11 protein-coding genes are annotated in these 14,523 nt (G+C 66.8%); 1 reads left to right on the top strand and 10 read right to left on the bottom strand.

Going from position 1 to position 14,523, the window contains the following annotated elements:
- Positions 1 to 43 precede the first annotated feature (43 nt).
- From NI2_RS25455 to NI2_RS25495, 9 genes are all read right to left on the bottom strand, one after another.
- The gene (locus tag NI2_RS25455) at positions 44 to 823 is read right to left on the bottom strand and encodes a sterol desaturase family protein (RefSeq protein WP_084476751.1); all 780 of its coding nucleotides are present in this window, start codon (positions 821 to 823) and stop codon (positions 44 to 46) included.
- A gap of 18 nt (positions 824 to 841) precedes the next feature.
- Positions 842 to 1,627, bottom strand: coding sequence for a FadR/GntR family transcriptional regulator (locus NI2_RS25460; protein WP_067495383.1), 786 nt, complete (start codon positions 1,625 to 1,627; stop codon positions 842 to 844).
- A 280-nt stretch (positions 1,628 to 1,907) separates the two neighbouring features.
- On the bottom strand, positions 1,908 to 2,552 hold the full coding sequence (locus NI2_RS25465) for a hypothetical protein (RefSeq protein WP_371852008.1): 645 nt from the start codon (positions 2,550 to 2,552) through the stop codon (positions 1,908 to 1,910).
- Complete coding sequence (locus NI2_RS25470) at positions 2,549 to 4,219, bottom strand: ABC transporter family substrate-binding protein (protein ID WP_067495385.1); 1,671 nt, start codon at positions 4,217 to 4,219, stop codon at positions 2,549 to 2,551. Before NI2_RS25470 ends, NI2_RS25465 begins: the two co-directional genes overlap by 4 nt.
- Before the next feature lie 32 nt (positions 4,220 to 4,251).
- Positions 4,252 to 5,940, bottom strand: a complete 1,689-nt coding sequence (locus tag NI2_RS25475) for an ABC transporter family substrate-binding protein (protein ID WP_067495386.1) — start codon at positions 5,938 to 5,940, stop codon at positions 4,252 to 4,254.
- The gene (locus tag NI2_RS25480; protein WP_067495389.1) at positions 5,937 to 7,628 is read right to left on the bottom strand and encodes an ABC transporter family substrate-binding protein; all 1,692 of its coding nucleotides are present in this window, start codon (positions 7,626 to 7,628) and stop codon (positions 5,937 to 5,939) included. Before NI2_RS25480 ends, NI2_RS25475 begins: the two co-directional genes overlap by 4 nt.
- A gap of 16 nt (positions 7,629 to 7,644) precedes the next feature.
- Positions 7,645 to 9,489 (bottom strand): ABC transporter ATP-binding protein, encoded by a 1,845-nt coding sequence (locus NI2_RS25485; RefSeq protein ID WP_067495392.1) that lies wholly within the window; start codon positions 9,487 to 9,489, stop codon positions 7,645 to 7,647.
- Complete coding sequence (locus NI2_RS25490) at positions 9,486 to 10,454, bottom strand: ABC transporter permease (RefSeq protein WP_067495394.1); 969 nt, start codon at positions 10,452 to 10,454, stop codon at positions 9,486 to 9,488. Before NI2_RS25490 ends, NI2_RS25485 begins: the two co-directional genes overlap by 4 nt.
- Complete coding sequence (locus NI2_RS25495) at positions 10,451 to 11,428, bottom strand: ABC transporter permease (protein ID WP_067495397.1); 978 nt, start codon at positions 11,426 to 11,428, stop codon at positions 10,451 to 10,453. Before NI2_RS25495 ends, NI2_RS25490 begins: the two co-directional genes overlap by 4 nt.
- Before the next feature lie 77 nt (positions 11,429 to 11,505).
- Here NI2_RS25495 and NI2_RS25500 point away from each other — a divergent pair, with 77 nt between their 5' ends.
- Positions 11,506 to 12,342 carry a Cof-type HAD-IIB family hydrolase gene (locus NI2_RS25500; RefSeq protein WP_067495399.1) on the top strand — a complete coding sequence of 279 codons (837 nt, stop codon included), beginning with the start codon at positions 11,506 to 11,508 and terminating at the stop codon, positions 12,340 to 12,342.
- A gap of 121 nt (positions 12,343 to 12,463) precedes the next feature.
- On the opposite strand, the gene NI2_RS25505 is transcribed toward NI2_RS25500, so the two are convergent.
- Positions 12,464 to 14,523 (bottom strand): N-acetylmuramoyl-L-alanine amidase (locus tag NI2_RS25505; RefSeq protein WP_084476770.1); only part of this gene is annotated, 2,060 nt, incomplete at its 5' end.

Consider the following 14,523-nt stretch of genomic DNA (forward strand, 5'->3'; position numbering starts at 1 on the left):
CGCCCGGCTCGCGGGGTGCGAGCCGGGCGTCAGGGACGGAGGGTCAGTGTGCGTGCAGGTTTCGGGCGGTCGGTGAGGTCGGCGTGGTGGCCGGGTCCGGCGCGGTGCCGAGCAGTCGATCGGCCGTGCCGGTGGTGGTTACCGTGAACCAGTAGTGCTCGTTCTTGTAGTGGTGATGGCGATGATTACGCCAAATCGCCCGATACGCGGCATGTTTCGGCTTGTAGTCGGTGTGGATCAGGTAGTGCGTCCACTCGTAGAGCAGGCCGAGAACGGTAATGGTGAGCAGGAAAGTGAGGCCGAGGCCGAGGCGCGGGAACGCGAGCAGCGCGATGGCCACCAGGGCCGCGATGGTGAGCAGCAGCGACTTCGGCGGGATGAAGATCAGCGGCACATCGCGCGGGTCGGTGTGGTGGGCGCGGTGTTTGCGGGCCAACTCGCTGTCGAGAGTGATCGGACCCAGATGCTGTGGCCGCCAATGCAAAACGGTGACATGGATGATCCATTCGATCAGCGGGAATGCCGCGAGGAACAGGATCGGCACCAGTGCGTCGGTGAGCCGCCAATCCCCGACCAGCACGCGTGCGACCGAGGCGACGATCAGTACCGCGCCGATCATCCACGGCGACGGATGCCGAAGGAATTCTCGCCCCGCCGCGTCCAGGGACACGCTGCGGCGAATTCGGGCCGAGCTGCCGGCGGATTCGCTTCGCTTCGTGGGAGGCAGGTGCTCGCCGGAGCCCGAGCCGGTCCGTTCGGCAGCCTTCTCGCCTGTGCCGGTGACGGTTTCGTGCGACGACGTTGTCGGACGGTCAGTAGTCATGGTGCTTCCTCGGGTGGATCATGCCCCGTCGAGGGCATGGATGAGAGCGGTGGTCGCCGGCTCGAGCAGTGCCCGAGCGCATTCGGCGGCCCGTTCCGGCTCGCCCGCGTCGATCGCGGCGGCCAGGTCTCGATACGCGCCCCCATTGCCCACCTCGGCGGACATGATCGGCGCGAGCGCGGCCAACGCGGGTTCGTAGGCGGCGCGCAGCATGGAATACATCAGCCGGAACGCGATCGAGTCGGCGAGATCGAGCACGTGATCCCAGAATTCGAGCGCGATCCGCTGCTGGGTGAGTGGATCCGATTCGGCGACAAGCCTTTCGACCGAGTCGTGCAGGAGCGTCAACACGCCGTCCACCGCCGATTCCGCGATGGGCGTCGGCGCGGCCTCGGCCGACGGGGTCGTGCCGCCCCCGCGAGCGGCCTCCCCGCGCACCCGGCGCGCGGCGAGCTCGGCGATCTTCGGCCCGTTGTGCAACCGCGCCTCGAGGATGCTCCGCGCGACCGCCGGATCGATCGAGTCCCCCCGAAGCAACAGCCGTGGCAGCACCTCCAACCCCGAACTGCGCCGATAATCCAGCACAGTCGTGGCTTCCCCCTGCCGCACCGAGACCAACCCAGCCGCCGCCAACCGCTGCAACGCCTCCCGCACCGCAGGCCGTGAAACCCCCAGCGCCTCGGCCAGCTGCCGCTCACTCGGCAACGAACTCCCCACCGTCAGCTCCCCACCCAGAACCTGCTCGGCGATCTGCTCGAACACGTCCCCGGATACCGACCGCTTCACAACAGGAGTCCACGCCATACCCCCAGCATGCGCCCCGTCTGGCCAGCTGGTCAAGTGGTAAGACCAGTCCGCGACCCTAGCACGGCACCTCGGACGGACGGCTATCAGTCCGAGCAGGCAAAATCCCGCTTCGGCGCAGGCTTGGGCGGTAGCGGTTCGAAGGCGACCACAGCCGCGACTGTCGCAGCGCCCGACCGGTACTCGCCCCACGCTCAACCGATCTGGACGCGCGATCACCACGCTCTGGTGGCGGAAGCTACTCGGCCGATGTCGCCATCAGAGCGTGGTGATCAATCGTTCAGCTGGGGTCGGAGCCTCGGATGGCGGAGAGCCAGGTGGCGGTGGCGGCGGCGACGGTGGTGGCGCCGATGAAGGCGGGGAGGCCGCCGTTCATGACGTAGACCCAGAGAAGGCCGGCGAAAGGGGCGGCGACCGTGGATTGGGCGTCGAGGATCAGGCGCCGGGTTGGGGTGAAGGCGGGTGGGTCGGCGGGACGGGTGGGGTTGTCGACGAGCTTGCCCGGGGGCTCGGTGGTGCGTGCCCGGCCGGAGGGGAAGAACCGGGTCGAGCCCGCGGAAATCGAGCGCGGGGTGATGTCCAGGTCGGTGGGGGTGAGGGTGGACAGTGCCGGTTCGTAGAACACCGGCTGCCACACCGTGCACTCACCCGCGCTGATCTCCAGGAACGACCGGCTCACCAGCCGATGCTGCTGCCGAACCCGCCGCCCCGCCGCGATCCCGCGGCCGTCCTGCCGCGCCGCGACCCCGCTGGGCAGCACCCCGAACGCCAGCGCCAGCTGATAGCCGGTGTACCCGAGCACCCCCAACGCCACCACGGCCAGCGCACTCACCTGATCCAGGTCGGCGAACGGCACCCACGCCGCGATGACGACGAGGGTGCCGCAGGTGACCGCCAGTGGATAGGTGAGGGCTCGCAGGCTCACTTCAGAAAGCCGACCTTGGTGTAGTCGGGTGACGCGAGGCCGAACGCTCCGTAGTTGGCGAGGTTCTCCCGCACGGCGTAGGTGCCCGAAGCCTGTTGCAGCGGAATCGAATAGCCGGAAGCGAAGATCAGCTTGTCGCATTCGTTGGCGAGTTCGCGCGCCTTGTCGGGATCGAGTTCGGAGATCGTGCGTTCGATGAGCGCGTTCAGCTCCGGCGACCCGATCCGGGCCTTGTTGGACTTCAAGTTGTTCGGGTCGTAGGCGTAGATCTGCGGCAACGCACCGAGCGGCAGCACGCTTCCGCCCCAACTGAACTGGGCCAGTTCGAAGTTGCCCGGGTCGATCACGTCCTTGAAAAGCCCCGCACCCGGCACCGTCTGGATGTTCAGCTTCACGCCGATCTGTGCCAGGTTCTGCTGCACGATCTGCGCGGTCTGTACCCAGCCGTCCTGCTGGTACATCACATCGCGGAGTTCGAGCTTGCGCCCGTCCTTCTCGCGAACCTCACCGTTGAGTTTCCAGCCGAGGTCGTCGAGCATCTTCGCCGCCGCGGTCGGGTCGAAGGAGATGGGTCCGGAATTGTCCTGGTACCCCTTCTGTCCCTGCATGTAGATGTGGTTGTTCAGCGGCTTCGGATCGTCGACCACGCCGTTCTGCGCGGCATTGACGATGCCCTGCCGGTCGATCGCCTTGGACAGCGCGATCCGCAACTGCGGGTCCTCGAGCAGCGAACCGGGCGCGCCGTTGAACGTGATGTGCGACCAGCTCGGTTCCGGCGTGCGCCGCAGCACCACGCCCGCCGCCTGCTTGGCGCCGGTCACGTTCTCGATCCCCGACATGTAGGCGACGTCGAGTTCGTTGTTCTGGATGGCGGGCAGCCAAGCTGAACTGTCGAGCACGCTGAAGGTGATCGTGTCGAGTTTGGGTGTCGCGCCCCACCAGGCCGGATTGCGTGACAGGACGATCCGGTTCTGCGTGCGGTCGATCGAGCTGATCTGGAACGGGCCGGCGCTCACCACGAGACCATTGCGGTCACGGTCGTTGAACGCCGCGGCCGATTCGGTGCTCGCCTTCGGATACAGCGGACTGAACTGTCCCTGCCATTCGGCATACGGCTGCGAGAAGGTGACGACGGCCTGCCGATCATCGACACCGCGCTCCACCTTCTCCACACGCTCGAACCCGCTGGTCGCCGAAATCAGATACGCCGGGTCACGGCCACTGAGCGCCGCCGCTTGCGAGCGAAGATCTTCCCAGGTGATCGGCGTCCCGTCGGACCACATCGCCTTCGGGTTGATCGTGTACGTCACCTGCTGGGGATTGGTACCGGTGAGCTGGATATCGGTGAAATAGTCATGGTTGACCGACAATTCGCCTGCGGCATTACTGGTGTAGGGCGAGGGCAGCAACGGCTCGATCACATCGCCGGTGTTCTCGGTAGTCCCGTCGACCTGCAAATAGTTGAACGTTTCCGGCAGTGCGCTCAGCACCAATCGCAGATTGCCACCGTCGCGCAGGTCGGCCACATCGTGGGCGTTGATGTCGTTACCGGTACCGATGAGATTGGTACCGGAGGAACCGCCGGTGTCGGCCGAACACCCGGACAGGATCAGGCCGATGGCCACACATGGCACCGCGAACCGGGTACCGAGCGAGCGAATTCGCATGGGGTTGCGCCCTTTCCGTAAGCGGGCCGAGGTCACTTGACGAAGCCGACCTTGGTGTAGTCGTAGGAAGCCAACCCCGAGGCACCGTAGTTGGCGAGTGTTTCGCGCACCGCGACCGTGCCCGCCGACTGCACGATGGGCAGGGAGAAACCGGATTCGAAGATGATCCGGTCGGCCTCGTTGGCCATTTCGATCGCCTTCTCCGGGTCCAGCTCGGAGATGATGTCCTCGATCAGGGCGTTCAGTTCGGGGGAGCCGATGCGGCCCTTGTTGCTGAGCGGGTTTTCCGGGTTGTAGGCGTAGATCTGGGGGAGCGCACCGAGCGGGAAAATGCTCTTGGACCAGGTGAACTGCGCGATATCGAAATTGCCCGGGTCGATGACATCGGTGAACAGGCCGTTGCCCGGGTAGGTCTCGATGTGCAGTTTCACCCCGATCTGGGCCAGGTTCTGCTGCGCGATCTGGGCCATCTGCACCCAGCTGTCCTGCTGGTACATCACATCGCGGATCTCGAGTTTGCGGCCGTCTTTCTCGCGGACGTCACCGTTGAGCTTCCAGCCGAGTTCGTCGAGCATGCGGGCTGCTTCGGCGGGGTCGTAGGCCACCGACTGGGCGTTGTCTTGATAGCCCTTCTGCCCGTCGAGGTAGATGTGGTTGTTGAGCGGCTTCGGGTCGGTGACGATGCCGTTCTGGGTGGCGGTGGCGATGGCCTGACGGTCGATGCCCTTGGAGATCGCGACGCGCAGCTTCGGGTCGGCCAGGATGGAACCGGGCGCGCCGTTGAAGGTGAAGTGCGAGAACCGCGGCGCGGGGGCGCGGCGCACCTTGATGCCGGGGGAATTGCTCGCGGTCTTCACCTCATCGATGCCCGAAACCGTCGCAGCGTCGAGTTCGTTGTTCTGCAGGGCGTTCAGCCGTGCCGAATAGTCGAGCACGCTGTAGGTGACCGTGTCGAGCTTCGGGGTGTCACCCCACCATTTCGGGTTGCGGTTCAAGGTGATGCGCTGCTGCGCGCGGTCGATCCCGGTCACCATGAACGGCCCCGCCGACAGCGGCATTTCGTTGCGGTACATGTCGTCGAAGGCCTGGGTCGTTGCGGTGCTCTGCTTCGGGTACAGCGGATTGAACAGGCCCTGCCATTCGGCGTAGTGCTTGGCGTAGGTGACGACCGCCTGTCGATCGTCGACGCCGCGCTCGACCTTCTCGACACGGTCGTAGCCCTGCGTCGCCGACACCTGATAACCGAGATCGCGACCGCTCAACGCATGTGCCTGCGACTTCAGATCCTCCCAGGTGATGGGCGAACCGTCCGACCACACCGCCTTCGGGTTGATCGTGTACGTCACCTGCTGCGGTTCGGTATTGGTGAGCTGCACGTCGGTGAAATAGTTGTGGTCAATCGTGATGTTGCCCGCGGCATCGGCATTGATCGTGCCGGGCAGAGTCCACCCGACCACATCGCTCACCTCGCCGTCGGCGTCGATGTGGTTCGCGTTGAAGGTGGGCGGGAATCCGGTGAGCGGAAGCCGGAGGTTGCCGCCGTCCCGCAATTCGTCGCGTTCCTTGGGGTTGATGTCGTTCATCGCCGTGATCGAACTCGACCCGGTCTCCAGCTCGGGACCGGAACCACAACCACCGAGCAGCAGCGTCAGCGCGGCGACTGGTGCGGCGACGCGAAATCCGGCGCGGCGCAGCCGGGAACCATAGGTAGCTGTGGTCATTTCAGGAATCCGATCTTCGTGTAGTCGTAGGTGGCCAGTCCCGGTGAACCGATATTGGCGAGGGTCGAGCGGGCGCCGACGCTTCCGTCGGTTTGCATGAGTGGCAGGGAATGGCCTTCTTCGAAGACTTTGCGGTCGACTTGGTTGGCGAGTTCGATGGACTTTTCCGGGTCGAGTTCGGTGAGCGTGCGTTCGATGAGGGCGTTGAGTTCGGGGGAGCCGATGCGGCCGTAGTTGCCTTGGAGGTCGTCGGGGTCGTAGTAGTAGATCTGGCGGATGCTGCTCAGGGGGAACGGGTCGCCCTGGAAGATGAATTGGGCGGCGTCGAAGTCGCCGGGCTGGATGACATCGGTGAAATAGCCCGCGCCCGGTTTGGTGTCGATGGTGAGGCCGACGCCGATCGCGGCCAGGTTCTGCTGGATGATCTGGGCGATCTGCACCCAGGTGGGGTCGTTGTACATCACGTCGCGGATGACGAGTTTGCGGCCGTCTTTCTCGCGCACGTCGCCGTTGAGTTTCCAGCCGAGGGCATCGAGTTCGCGGGCGGCGGCGTCGGGGTCGAATCCGAGACTGTTGTCCTGGTAACCCTTTTGGCCCTGCAGGAAGATGTGGTTGTTCAGCGGAGTCGGCTTTTCGACGAGTCCGCCCTGCAAGGCGTCGACGATGTGCTGGCGGTCGATCGCCTTCGAAATGGCTACGCGCACACCTTCTTCAGCGAGGATCGAGCCGGGCGCACCGTTGAACGTGATGTGGCGCCAGCGATTGCCGGGTGCGCGGCGCACGACGAGGTCCTGGGTACCGCGCACGGTCTGCACATCTTCGAGGGTGGTCAACCGGACCAGGTCGAGTTCGTTGTTCTGCAACGCCTGCACCCACGACGAATGGTCGAGCACCGAGTAGGTGATGGTGTCGAGCACCGGCTTGTCACCCCACCAGCGGGGGTTGCGGCCCAACGTGATCCGTCCCTGACCGCGATCGGTGCCGGTGACGATGAACGGCCCGGCCGACACACCCATCGCATCGGCGAGGCTGGTGTTGAACGCCTCGGGAGTGCTGGTCACCGACTTCGGATACAGGTTGGTGTTGCCCGCGAACTGTCCGCGCCAGTCGGCGTAGGGGGTGTTGAAGGTGAGCACGGCCTGCCGGTCGTCGACGCCGCGCTCCACCTTCTCGACGAATTCGAAACCGTTGGTGATCGCGATCAGGTACCGCTTGTCGCGCCCGCTCAGCGCGTTGGCCTGGGCGGCGATGTCCTCCCAGGTGATGGGCGTACCGTCGGACCACACCGCCGCGGGATTGATCGTGTACGTCACCCGCATCGGATCGGTGCTGGTCAACTCCACGCCGGTGAAGAAGTCGGTGTCGACCGTCAGCTGACCCGACGCGTCCACTTCGAACGCGCGCGGCAGCATGGCGCGCACGATCTCGCCGATCTCCCCGTCGTTGCCGTCGTTGGACAGCGTGTTCCAGTTCGCCGGATACGAGGTGACGGCCAGGCGCAGATTCCCGCCCTCGCGCAGTTCCCCGACTTCCTTGGGATTGATGTCGATGGAGCTGCCGATCGCGCTGGTGTACCCGTCGGCCGCGTCGTCACCGCCGCCACAACCCGCCACGATCATCCCGGCGGCCACCACCACGGCCGCACAGCGCAGCCGGGCACCGTGCGTGCGTAGGCGTCGGGTTCTCATGGCGTCTCCTCCAAGGTCAGCCGCTCACGGCGGGTTCGGGCACGGCCGCGATCAGCGAGCGGGTGTACTCGTGCTGAGGATTCGCGAAAATCTGCTCCGCCGGACCGGATTCGACGATCTTGCCGCGCAACATCACCGCGATGTCGTGGGCCAGATTGCGCACCACCGACAGGTCGTGCGACACGAACAGATACGACAGACCCCGCTCGGCCTGCAGATCGCGCAGCAGATTCAGCACACCGGCCTGAATCGACACGTCCAGCGACGACACCGGTTCGTCCAGGACGAGCAACGACGGATCCAGCGCGAGCGCCCGCGCGATGCTGATGCGCTGCTTCTGCCCGCCGGAGAAATCCGACGGGTACCGGTCGGCGTGCTCGGGCCGCAGCCCGACTTGCCGCAACAACTCCGGCACCCGCTTGTTCACCTCGTCGCGGGAGCGTCCGTCGATGCGCAACGGTTCGGCGAGCACGTCGAAGATCGGCAGGCGCGGGTCGAGCGAGGCGCTCGGGTCCTGGAAGACGATCTGCATCTTGCGCCGGATCTCCCGGGTCTGCGCCTTGGTGAGCGTGGCGACATCGTGACCGAGCACCTCGATCGAACCCGATTGGGGGCGAACCAGATCCATGATCTGGGTGAGCGTCGTCGACTTGCCCGAACCGGACTCACCGACCAGCGCCAGGGTGCGGCCCGCGCGCACACTGAAACTGATCCCGTCGACGGCCCGCACCTCGCCGGTGCGCCGCCGCAACAGCACACCCGAGGTGAGCGGGAAGGTCTTCACCAGGTCGGTGACCCGAAGGACCACGTCGTCGTCGGTGCGGTCGGGATGCGGCTGGGCCGCGATGTCGGCGCGGTAGGCGTCGAACAGTTCCGGTGTGCCGAGTTCGGCGGTGCGGATGCAGGCCGCCGAATGACCTTGGCTCACCCGCTCGAGCGGGGGTTCGGCGGCGGTGCAGTCGTCGATCGAGACGGGGCAGCGCGGCGCGAACGAACACCCCGGCGGCAGGGCGTGCATGGCGGGCGGTGCGCCGACGATCGGGATCAGCGGGGTGCGGGCGGGACCGTCCATGCGGGGGATGGAACCGAGCAGGCCGACCGTGTACGGCATGCGTGGCGCCGCGAAAAGTTCTGTCACCGGGGCTGTTTCGACGACCTTCCCGGCGTACATCACCGCGACCCGGTCGGCGAGCGTCGCCGCGATGCCCATGTCGTGGGTGATCATGATGACGCCGGCACCGGTGATGTCGCGCGCCTTGCGCAGCAGGTCGAGGATCTGCGCCTGCACGGTGACGTCGAGCGCGGTGGTCGGTTCGTCGCAGATGATGAGGGCGGGATCGTTGGCGATGGCCATCGCGATCACCACCCGCTGACGCATACCGCCGGAGAACTCGTGCGGGAAGGCACGCGAACGCGCCCGGGCATCGGGGATGCCGACGAGTTCGAGCAGTTCGACGGCCTTTTCGCCGGCTTCCTTGCGGTTCATCTTGCCGTGCGCGAGCAGCGCCTCGGCCACCTGGTCGCCCACCCGGTACACCGGCGTGAGCGCCGAGAGCGGGTCCTGGAACACCATGCTGATCGAGGAACCGCGCAGCTTCGACATCTGCTTGTCGCCCAGGCCGAGCAGTTCGCGGCCACGCAACCGCACCGAACCCTGCACCCGCGCCTGCTCGGGCAGCAGCCCGATCACCGCGAGCGAGGACACCGACTTGCCGGAACCGGACTCGCCGACGATGGCGAGGACCTCACCGTCGGACACGGTGTAGTTCACCCCGCGCACGGCTTCGACGCGGCCCTCCTCGCCGGGGAACGACACCCGCAGATCGGTGACTTCCAGCAGCGGTGCGGTCGAATTCGTCATCGCTTCTCGGCTTTCTTCAACTCCACCTGCGCCTGGTCCTTGCGCTCGGCGCTGTCCTTGCGCCACTTGCGCGCACCACGGGCACCGGGATCGAACGCGTCACGCAGACCGTCGCCGACGAGATTGGCGCACAACACGATCGTGATGAGCAGCCCACCGGCGAAGAGGAACAACCACGGATAGGTGAGCGCCGACTTGGTGCCCGCGGCGATCAGCGAACCCAGCGACACATCGGGTGGCTGCACACCGAAACCGAGGAAGCTCAAACCGGTTTCGGCCATGATCGCCGCGCCCACGGCGAGGGTGGTGTCGATGATGAGGATCGAGGCGATGTTCGGCACGATGTGGCTCACGATGATCTTGCGCGTCGGCGCGCCCATATACCGTGCGGCACGGACGAATTCGCGATCACGCAGGCTGAGTGTGAGACCACGGATGATGCGTGCGGCGATCATCCAGCCGAACACGCTGAGCAGCACGATCAGGATCGCGATCGACCCGGAACCCTTGGTGCGCGGGGCGAACAGCGCGATGATGATGAAGCTTGGCACCACGAGCAGCAGGTCGACCAGCCACATGATGGCCCGGTCGGTCCAGCCGCCGAGCAGCCCGGCCACCGCACCGGCGGTCGCGGCGATCACGCTGGAGAACAGCGCGACACAGAAGCCGATGACGAGCGACTTCTGTAGGCCACGCAGGGTTTGGGCGAGCACGTCCTGCCCGATCTGGGTGGTGCCGAACGGGTGCTCGAGGCTCGGCGGCTTCATCAGCGCCTTGTAGTCCATCTGCTGGTAGTCCCAGGGCAGCAGCGGCGGCAGCGCGAAACTGGCGATCAGCAGCAGCACCAGGATCACCGCACCGGCCACGGCGGGCTTGTTGCGCAGGAAACGCCGCCACACCAGCTTGCGGCGACCGGCGGCCGCGACCTCGGGCGCGCCGACGACGATCAGTTCGGTCTCGGTCATGACACACGCACCCTCGGGTCGAGCAGGGCGAGAACGATATCGGACAGCAGGCCCGACACGAGCACCACGAGCCCGGCGAATGCGGTCACGGTGACCACCACGTACAGGTCCTGGGCATTGATCGAGTCGACCAGCCACTCGCCGACACCGTGCCAGCCGAAGATCTTCTCGGTGAAGGTGGCACCGGTGATGAGACCGCCGAGGCTGTAGGCGAAAATCGTGGCCATCGGGATCAGCGCGGTGCGCAGGCCGTGTTTGTAGAGCGCCCGATTACGGGTCAGGCCTTTGGCTCTCGCGGTCCGGATGAAATCGCTCTGCAGCACATCGAGCATGGCGTTGCGCTGATAGCGGCTGTACCCGGCCATGCCGCCGAGGGCGAGCGCCAAGGTCGGCAGCACGAGATGCTGTACGCGATCGACGATCTGGTTCCACAGACCGGTGATCTCGGTGGCCGAGGTTTCACCCGTATAGAGGAAGATCTGGCTACCGGTGAGCGTATTGATTTCCAGCGCACCGTATTTCAGCAAGGTCGCCAAGAGGAATATCGGTGTGGACAAGATCAGCAGCGACAGCACCGTCGAGAAATAGTCGCTGAATTTGTACTGCCTGATCGCACCCGCCGCACCGATCAGCACACCGAGGACCGTGCCGATGATCGATCCGAGGATCAACAGCCGCAGACTCACCGCGACCCGCCTGCCCAATTCCTCGCTCACCGGCTGCCCGGCCAGCGTCGTCCCGAAATCACCTTGCGCCACACCACCGAGCCAGGTGAGATAGCGCTGTGGGATCGGCTCGTCGAGATGCAGCTGCTCGGCCTTGGCGTCGATCACCGACTGCGGTGGGCGCGGATTGCGCTGCTCGAGACTGTCGAGCGGACGGAAGGTGAGTGAGGCGAGGCTGAACGTCAGAAACGAAGCCAGCAACAGGAGCACGAGGTAGTTCAGCGCGCGCCGCATCAAGAAGCCGGTCATCAGTCCCCTCTGGATCGGGTAATCAAGCCCTGATCATAAGGACAGTCACGCGCGGCCGCGTGCCGACGTGCGGCAGGATGGAAACGATGACGAGCACGCACCCGAAACCGAAGCTGGTCGCCACCGACGTCGACGGCACCCTCATCGACGACGCCGACCGGATTTCACCCCGTACCAAGGCCGCCGTCGGCGCTGTCCTCGCCGACGGCGCCACCTTCGTGCTCGCCACCGGCAGACCGCCCCGCTGGATCGACCCGGTGGTCAGCGAACTCGGCTACGCACCGCTGGCCATCTGCGGAAACGGCGCCGTCGTCTACGACAGCGCCACCGACCGCGTGCTCGCCAGCCACACCCTCGACACCGAGACCCTCGGCTGGCTCGCCGAGATCGCCGAACGCGTGTTACCCGGATGTGGGCTCGCCGCCGAACGGGTGGGGGTGAGCGCGCACGACGCGGCGACGCCGCAGTTCGTCAGCTCGCCGACGTATGAACACGCCTGGCTCAATCCCGACGACACCGTCGTCTCGTATGCCGAGGTGATCGACGCACCGGCCATCAAGATGCTGATCCGGTTCAGCACGGCCCGCAGTTCCGAGATGCGCGCGGCGCTGGCCCCGCTGATCGGCGACCGCGCCGAGATCACCTACTCCACCGAGCACGGGCTGATCGAACTCGCCGTGCCGGGGGTGACCAAGGCGTCCGGGCTGGCCGAGGTGGCGCGGCGGATGAGCGTGCGCGAGGACGAGATCGTCGCGTTCGGGGACATGCCCAACGATGTGCCGATGCTGACGATGGCCGGGCACGGAGTCGCGATGGGGAACGCGCACCCCGAGGCGCGGGCGGCGGCCGACGAGGTGACCGGGACGAATGTGGACGACGGGGTGGCGATGGTGCTCGAGCGGTGGTGGACCTAGCGCGCTGTCGGTGTTCGGCCTCGATGAGCCCGGGGACCGAGCCGGTGAACTTTCCGGGCCGATGACGAAGAGCCGGTGCTCTCCCGGAGGAGCGCACCGGCTCTGTCGTTGCTGCGGTAGGTCAGCCCGCGGGGACGGGCTCGGCGGGCGCCGGAGCTCCCTGCTCAGGGGCCTGCTGCACAGCCGGCGCCTGAGGACCGGCGGGCGCCTGTGAACCGGCGGGTGGCGCCGTGGTCGACGGCTGCGGGCCGGTCGGTGCGGCGGCTTCCGGTGCGCCGGGTTCGGCCGGGACCGTCAGGCCGAGCGTCGGCGCGGTGGTCGGGGGTGCCTGTTCCGGCTTGCTGCCGTTCATCTCCTGCTCGTAGGTGTCGTTGTAGGTCTTCCAGAAGGTGGTGACGATGCCGGTGAGCTCGTTGAGCACCAGCGAACCGTTCTGGAAATCCGTGCGGAGACCGTCCGGGACCAGGTACGAACTCCCCGTCGGCGGGCCGAGCACGCCCGCGTCGGCGCCGAGACTCAGATAGCGGTCGAGAATCGCGCCGACCACCTCGAACACCTGACCGTTCTCACCCGAATACACGAACCCGTTCGCGAACTTCGCGTACTGACGCCCACCGGCACCCGCGAGCAGATCCGCCTGCGGCGCGCCGAGCGGACCGTCGGCACCACCTCGGCTCACCCAGTGCTTGGCGATCGGATTCTCACTCGACAGGCCGAGGAACTTGTCCACCAGCGCGCCCAGCTCGGCCATGTTGCCCTGCGGCGCCCGCGCCTGATTACTCGGCGGGCGATGCGGGTTGCTCGACGCGTCGTCGGTGACCGAATTGCCCGCGGCGATGGCGCGGATGCGGTCCATCATGGCGTAGGCGGCGTCGCCGGGGCAGTCGGTGTTGCCCACGTCGCGGTGCGCGAACACCACCGGCAGCTCCACCGCCTCGTCCTGGGCGTACGGGGTGAACTCGGTGCCCTCGGAGTACATCACGGTCTCGCCCTCGGGATCGAGACCGGCGATCCCGGTGCGCCACCCGATGAACCGGCCGATCGCGGTGATCGCCTCGTTGCTCGGCTGCTCGTTCTCGTAGTTGCCCATCAGCGCCACGCCGGCGGTGTTCTCGTTGAATCCACCCGCGTGGGCGCCCTGCACGTCCCGGTCGAGGCCGCCGTAGCGGCCCTCGAAGATCTGCCCGTACTGGTCGACCAAGGCGTTGTAGCCCATGTCGCACCAGCCGAGGGTTTCGGCGTGATAGGCGTAGATCGCGCGGACGATGCCCGCCGACTCGGCCCGGCTGTAGTCGTTGCGGCCCGCCGTGTGATGCACGGTGACGCCGCCGATGCCGTCGTCGTAGGTGGGTTCCTGGCAGCGGATCGACTCGTCGGCACCCCACTGCGCCCGGGTGATGACCTTGGGACCACCGCCCGGCAGGGCCGCCGCCACATCGTTGAGCGCGGCATCGATCGCCGCCCGGCCCGGATTGATGAGCACCGCCTTGAGTGCGGCCTCGGTGAGGTGCGCCGGATCGTGATCCGGGCTCGCGGTGGGCTTGCGGGTCACCAGCATCTGCACGGCGGTCGTCTCGCCGACGTAGATCGGTTCGGTGCCGGTCGGTGCGTCGGCCGGGGTCTGATCGGTGGCGCGCGTGTCGATCGGGTCGGCGTTGTACCAGGGCCCCCAGCTGCCGTCGGGCTGGCGGGCGCGCAGCTTGGTCGTGGTGTTCACCAGGTCACGCGCGGTGAGCGCGACCATGCTGAACGGCGTCTCCTGGGTGAGCTCCTTGACCTGGGCGCCGACCTCGTCGACGAGTTCCGGGTCGACCGCGCCCGGCGCGAGAGCCGGGGTGTCGGGGGTGGTGCCGGGTTCCAGGTTTTCCGGGTCGGCGATGAATTTGGCTCCGGCAGGGAGCTTTCGGGCCGCTGGCACCTGGGCCTGCGGTGCGGGCGCGGATTGGCCTTGTGCGGCGCCCGGCGCCTGGGCCGGTGTCTGGTCTTGCGGTGCGGCACCGTCGGGTGCGGGGGCTGCCGGTGCCTGGGCGTTCGGAGCGGCCGCGCCCGGTGCCGGAGCTGATTCGACTGGTGCTTGGCCCTGCGGAGCCGCGGGTGCACCTGGTGCCGACGCGTCCGGTGCGGCGGGGGCGGGCGCGCCGGGTGCCGGTGCGGGAGCCGCTGGTGGTGCGGCCGCCGGGG

The sequence above is a fragment of the Nocardia ignorata NBRC 108230 genome, from assembly GCF_001612905.1.
In the GTDB taxonomy this organism is placed as follows: domain Bacteria; phylum Actinomycetota; class Actinomycetes; order Mycobacteriales; family Mycobacteriaceae; genus Nocardia; species Nocardia ignorata.

What these genes read in the sequence shown, in the direction of transcription:
- NI2_RS25455 (WP_084476751.1), bottom strand. Translation starts at nt 823, where the DNA reads ATGACTACTGACCGTCCGACAACGTCGTCGCACGAAACCGTCACCGGC.
- NI2_RS25460 (WP_067495383.1), bottom strand. Translation starts at nt 1,627, where the DNA reads ATGGCGTGGACTCCTGTTGTGAAGCGGTCGGTATCCGGGGACGTGTTC.
- NI2_RS25470 (WP_067495385.1), bottom strand. Translation starts at nt 4,219, where the DNA reads ATGCGAATTCGCTCGCTCGGTACCCGGTTCGCGGTGCCATGTGTGGCC.
- NI2_RS25475 (WP_067495386.1), bottom strand. Translation starts at nt 5,940, where the DNA reads ATGACCACAGCTACCTATGGTTCCCGGCTGCGCCGCGCCGGATTTCGC.
- NI2_RS25480 (WP_067495389.1), bottom strand. Translation starts at nt 7,628, where the DNA reads ATGAGAACCCGACGCCTACGCACGCACGGTGCCCGGCTGCGCTGTGCG.
- NI2_RS25485 (WP_067495392.1), bottom strand. Translation starts at nt 9,489, where the DNA reads ATGACGAATTCGACCGCACCGCTGCTGGAAGTCACCGATCTGCGGGTG.
- NI2_RS25490 (WP_067495394.1), bottom strand. Translation starts at nt 10,454, where the DNA reads ATGACCGAGACCGAACTGATCGTCGTCGGCGCGCCCGAGGTCGCGGCC.
- NI2_RS25495 (WP_067495397.1), bottom strand. Translation starts at nt 11,428, where the DNA reads ATGACCGGCTTCTTGATGCGGCGCGCGCTGAACTACCTCGTGCTCCTG.
- NI2_RS25500 (WP_067495399.1), top strand. Translation starts at nt 11,506, where the DNA reads ATGGAAACGATGACGAGCACGCACCCGAAACCGAAGCTGGTCGCCACC.